5 protein-coding genes and 1 pseudogene are annotated in these 4,712 nt (G+C 48.1%); 5 read left to right on the forward strand and 1 reads right to left on the reverse strand.

Annotation, left to right across the window (positions count from 1 at the left end; all coding sequences use genetic code 11):
• The first annotated feature begins 230 nt into the window (after positions 1 to 230).
• Positions 231 to 1,496, forward strand: a complete 1,266-nt coding sequence (locus A3751_RS14395; protein ID WP_068457338.1) for a 6-phosphofructokinase — start codon at positions 231 to 233, stop codon at positions 1,494 to 1,496.
• Positions 1,497 to 1,533: 37 nt separating this feature from the next.
• Here A3751_RS14395 and A3751_RS14400 read toward each other — a convergent pair whose 3' ends face one another.
• Positions 1,534 to 2,166, reverse strand: coding sequence for a glutathione S-transferase family protein (locus A3751_RS14400; protein ID WP_068457348.1), 633 nt, complete (start codon positions 2,164 to 2,166; stop codon positions 1,534 to 1,536).
• A 161-nt stretch (positions 2,167 to 2,327) separates the two neighbouring features.
• Here A3751_RS14400 and glpE point away from each other — a divergent pair, with 161 nt between their 5' ends.
• The 4 genes and pseudogenes from glpE to A3751_RS14420 form a co-directional block, all read left to right on the forward strand.
• Complete coding sequence (gene glpE / locus A3751_RS14405; RefSeq protein WP_068457341.1) at positions 2,328 to 2,642, forward strand: thiosulfate sulfurtransferase GlpE; 315 nt, start codon at positions 2,328 to 2,330, stop codon at positions 2,640 to 2,642.
• A 66-nt stretch (positions 2,643 to 2,708) separates the two neighbouring features.
• A complete protein-coding gene (locus A3751_RS14410; protein ID WP_068457344.1) occupies positions 2,709 to 4,106 on the forward strand; it encodes a M17 family metallopeptidase in 1,398 nt (465 codons plus the stop codon).
• Positions 4,107 to 4,123: 17 nt separating this feature from the next.
• The gene (locus tag A3751_RS14415; protein WP_068457346.1) at positions 4,124 to 4,387 is read left to right on the forward strand and encodes a DUF5062 family protein; all 264 of its coding nucleotides are present in this window, start codon (positions 4,124 to 4,126) and stop codon (positions 4,385 to 4,387) included.
• A 79-nt stretch (positions 4,388 to 4,466) separates the two neighbouring features.
• Positions 4,467 to 4,712: pseudogene (locus A3751_RS14420) on the forward strand (DsbA family protein); the annotation flags it as partial.

Below are 4,712 nucleotides of genomic sequence, written 5' to 3' on the forward strand. Positions count from 1 at the left end.
CAAAAATGGTCAATGCTATGTTTCGAGCATCAATCACATTGCACACTTACTGACACCCGAACATAAAGCGATGATTACCTACGCCTAAGTACATTAATCGCTCCGTTGATCTATTAGTGCAGAGGCAATCAACAACAGTTTTCGAGCTGTAACAGGCGTGGAATGACATGGCGTTTTAATTGAGTATAATGCGCGCACACAACCTACTCTCGAACACAGGATTCATCTGCATGTCGATAAAGAATGCTTTCTATGCTCAATCTGGCGGTGTCACAGCCGTTATCAACGCGTCCGCCTGCGGCGTCATCGAAACTGCCCGTCAGCACAGTGATAAAATTGGCAAAGTCTATGCTGGCCGAAATGGCATTATTGGTGCTTTGCGCGAAGAGCTTATCGATACAAGTTTAGAATCTCCAGAAGCGATTGCGGCGCTGAAGCATACACCGAGTGGTGCCTTCGGCTCATGTCGCTACAAACTTAAGAATCTCGAAGAGAACGAGCGCGAATACAAACGCCTAATCGAAGTATTCCGCGCCCACGATATTGGCTACTTTTTCTATAACGGTGGCGGTGATTCGCAAGATACCGCTTATAAGGTCTCGCAACTGAGTGAGAAAATGGGCTACCCGATTACCTGTATTGGTGTGCCGAAAACCGTCGACAATGATCTTCCGTTTACAGACTGCTGCCCGGGTTTCGGCTCGGTCGCCAAGTATGTCGCCATCTCAACTAAAGAGGCCGCGATGGACATCGCATCCATGTGCGAGTCTTCGACCAAAGTATTCATTCTTGAAGTGATGGGGCGCCACGCAGGTTGGATTGCCGCAGCAGGCGGTCTGGCTTCGCAAATTCCTGGCGAAGCACCACATATTATTCTTTTCCCGGAAGTACCATTCGACAAAGAGGTTTTTTTGGCGCGTGTTGAAGCAACCGTAAAAGAGCACGGCTACTGCGTGATCGTCGCATCGGAAGGCGCGCAATATGAAGACGGACGTTTTGTTGCGGACGCTGGAGCTAAAGATGCCTTTGGTCATACGCAGCTTGGTGGCGTAGCACCAACACTGGCTAATATGGTCAAAGATGCGCTGGGTTACAAATATCACTGGGCCGTCGCAGATTACCTACAACGTGCTGCGCGCCACATTGCCAGCGCCACCGACGTAACCCAAGCTTACGAAATGGGTAAAGCGGCCGTTGAGTTTGCAGTAAACGGCAAGAATGCGGTGATGCCGATTATCGTTCGCGAGACGTCTTCCCCCTACAAGTGGAGCGTTGGTGAAGCTCCTTTAAGCCAGGTAGCGAACCAAGAAAAGAAAATGCCGATTCACTACATTACGGATGATGGCTACGGCATCACGGCGGAGTGCAGAGAATATCTGTCACCACTGATTCAAGGGGAAGACTACCCGCCTTATGATGCGTCGGGCATTCCGATTTACATCAAGCTGCAGAATACGCTTGTTGAGAAAAAGCTCGATTCCGACTTCGAGGTGTAAACCGAAAAAACGGTCTCCTGAAAACAAAAAAGCGGTGCTATTTGGGCGCCGCTTTTTTTTCCTTTTCCATTGCCGTTTTGAGTGCAGGCCTTACGCCAAGCCGACCAATGTACGCATTGATATTTTCCTGCTCAATTTTCTGCTTAAAACTCACACCCCAAAACAAACTGTGTCCAATCAGAATATCGACTGCGGAGAACTGGTCCCCCAAGATATAATTGTTGTCCCCCAAGCCACGGCTTAACAGCTCAAGCGCTACCTTAAATTCATATTCAGCTGTTTGAATCACATCACTCACACGGTGTTCTTTAGGCAAGGCAAATTTATGCTTTGAGATCGTCCACATAGGCTGTTCAAGCTCTGTCAGTGCAAACGCGCACCACTGATCATACTGAGCTCGGCGAAAAGGACTTAAGGTGGGAATCAGCTCCGCCTCTGGTTTCAAAGCACAAAGGTAATTGAGTATCGCAAGCGATTCGGTGATGATTCCGCCTTCGGTCCTCAACGCTGGAAGCTTTCCTGCCGGATTTATTTCTAGAAATTCAGGCGTTCTTGCTTCAGCTTTTAAAAGGTCAATATAGTGGTATTGATAATCCAGCCCCAGCTCCTCAAGAAGCCATGTAGCGCGCAGTGCTCGAGTATTTGGATATCCGTATAAGATTAAGCTCACAGCAAGATCCTCGTTATTATTTGTTTTGCCGAGCTTTAGATTACTTTGATCTAACCCAAGGAAGCAATACGTAAGCATTTGCGGCAAGATACTTGTCTCAATCGCTCGCACCACATCGCTCAACGCGTATAATGAATTGATAACTTAGTGGACTTCTTAAAATGCATTTCAAGCACCTCAGTTGCGATGAACTCGCGCAGTGGTTGGGCGAGAAACCCAACGACCTCAACATCATTGATATTCGAGACCGGGTTTCCTATTCCCAAGGACATATCGAGGGGGCCGTGCATGTTGATAACTCAAACGTCACACACTACCTTGAGTCCACAGACCTTAAAAAGCCACTCATTGTTTGCTGCTACCATGGCAACTCTAGCCAGAGCGCGGCAGAGTATTTTTTTGAACAAGGGTTTGAAGAAACCTACAGCCTCGATGGCGGGTTTGAAGAATGGCGAACAAAGCCATACTCACGTTGAGCCGAAAAATAAGCTCTTCGTTAATCGAAACATCACTAATCAAAGAACAGATCCAAGGAACAAACTATGCCTGACGCACTCGTAAACGGATCCGCCGACTCTAAAATCATCCTCGTTAGGAAGGAGTCGTTCGAGCAATGGAGCGAAACGCAACCCGAACAGCTTCAGCAGTGGTTCAAAGCAAACAATTATAAGGGCAAAGGTGTGCTGATCCTGCCAAGCTCCGAAGCCCAATCTACACAGGCAGTTTACGGCCTAAGCGACCTTAATGATTTTTTTCTCGCTGGCGATCTACCGACCCAACTACCCGAAAACACCTATCAAGCAGACTTTTCAGCGCTGGAGAATGACAGCTCGATCGATCAAGAACTTTCGAACCTGTTGCAGTTTCGGTTTGCTGTTAGCTGGGGCTTGGCGTCCTATCAGTTCGAGCAGTACAAAAAAGCCGATGCGACCGTTGCAAAACTTGCCATTAGTGACGAATCGATGTTGAGTGAAGTTACCAATGTCGTAGATGCAATATCGCTCACAAGAGATCTGATTAACACGCCAGCCAATGACATGATGCCGGAAGATCTCGCTCATGCCTTGCACGCACTTGCGCAGTCTTATGGCGGCTCTTATAACGAAGTGGTTGGCGATGACCTACTTGACCAAAACTATCCTCTGATTCATGCCGTCGGACGCGCTTCAGACCACGCTCCAAGACTGTTAGAGCTGCGCTGGGGCGACCCTGATGCGCCCACGATTACGCTTGTAGGCAAAGGCATCTGTTTCGACAGTGGTGGCTTGAATATCAAGGTCGGCAACTTTATGCGCAACATGAAGAAAGACATGGGGGGTGCGGCACATGTTCTTGGTCTGGCTCGTCTCATTATGTCCCAAGGGCTTCCAGTGCACCTCCGAGTATTGGTGGCCGCAGCTGAAAATGCCATCTCAGGCAATGCCCTGCGACCGGGCGATATCGTGACGTCGCGCAAAGGACTCACCGTCGAGATCGATAACACGGATGCGGAAGGTCGCCTTGTTTTATGTGATGCGCTTGATGATGCATGTAGTGAAAGCCCCGAGCTGGTTATCGACTTTGCGACACTAACAGGTGCTTGTCGTGTCGCGTTAGGTACGGAACTTCCGGGTTTCTTCTGTAACGACGAATCAGTAGCCGCAGGTTTAAGCGAGGCAGCGAACATTAGCCTTGACCCCATTTGGCGACTGCCACTTCATAAGCCTTATAGCGCAATGCTCGACAGTCAAGTTGCCGATTTGGTGAACTCTGCAAGCGTTCCTTATGGAGGTGCCATCACTGCGGCACTTTATTTACAGCACTTTATTGATGAAGAGACACCATGGGTGCACTTTGATGTCATGGCATGGAACATTCGCAAGTTACCTGGCCGACCAATTGGCGGTGAGGCATTAGGACTTCGTGCCGTATATGAATATCTAAAACAACGGTTCTGCTAAGGTTAAGGACTTACAAGATGAAGAATAAAAAGATCAAAAACGAAGCCGAGCTTTTAAAAGAAGCAATTCGTATCGGTATGCTGTACTGCGAAAAACGCGGTGTCGTTAAGTTCGAAGCAAGTGACAAACAGGATGACAAAATCGAAGTTATATACAAACTTCTCGTACACGATCAGCAAGTCCAACCTTTGGCCAAGCAAGACCTAGAATTACCAAAAATGAAGCGTAAGCTCGTGCTCTGGCTGCACAAGCAGCTGCCCGACAATCACCCCCTGAAGTGATGAGAGGTGATGAGAGGTGATGAGAGGTGGTAATAGAACATGAAATACCTTGATAATGAGTGAAAAGCGTTAGCATGTGATGACAAACAAAACCACTAAACTGTTTTATGTCTACGATCCAATGTGCTCATGGTGCTGGGGTTATCAGCCTACTCTCACCCTGATATCGAATACGCTGCAGACGCAAAATATTCCTTGGACCAAAGTACTCGGAGGCCTTGCTCCGGACACGGATGAAGTAATGCCGGCAGACTTGCAAACCGCTATTCGGGGCTACTGGCGAAAAATTCATGCCTTGCTTGGTACACGCTTCAATCATGATTTT

The sequence above is a fragment of the Oleiphilus sp. HI0080 genome, assembly GCF_001635135.1.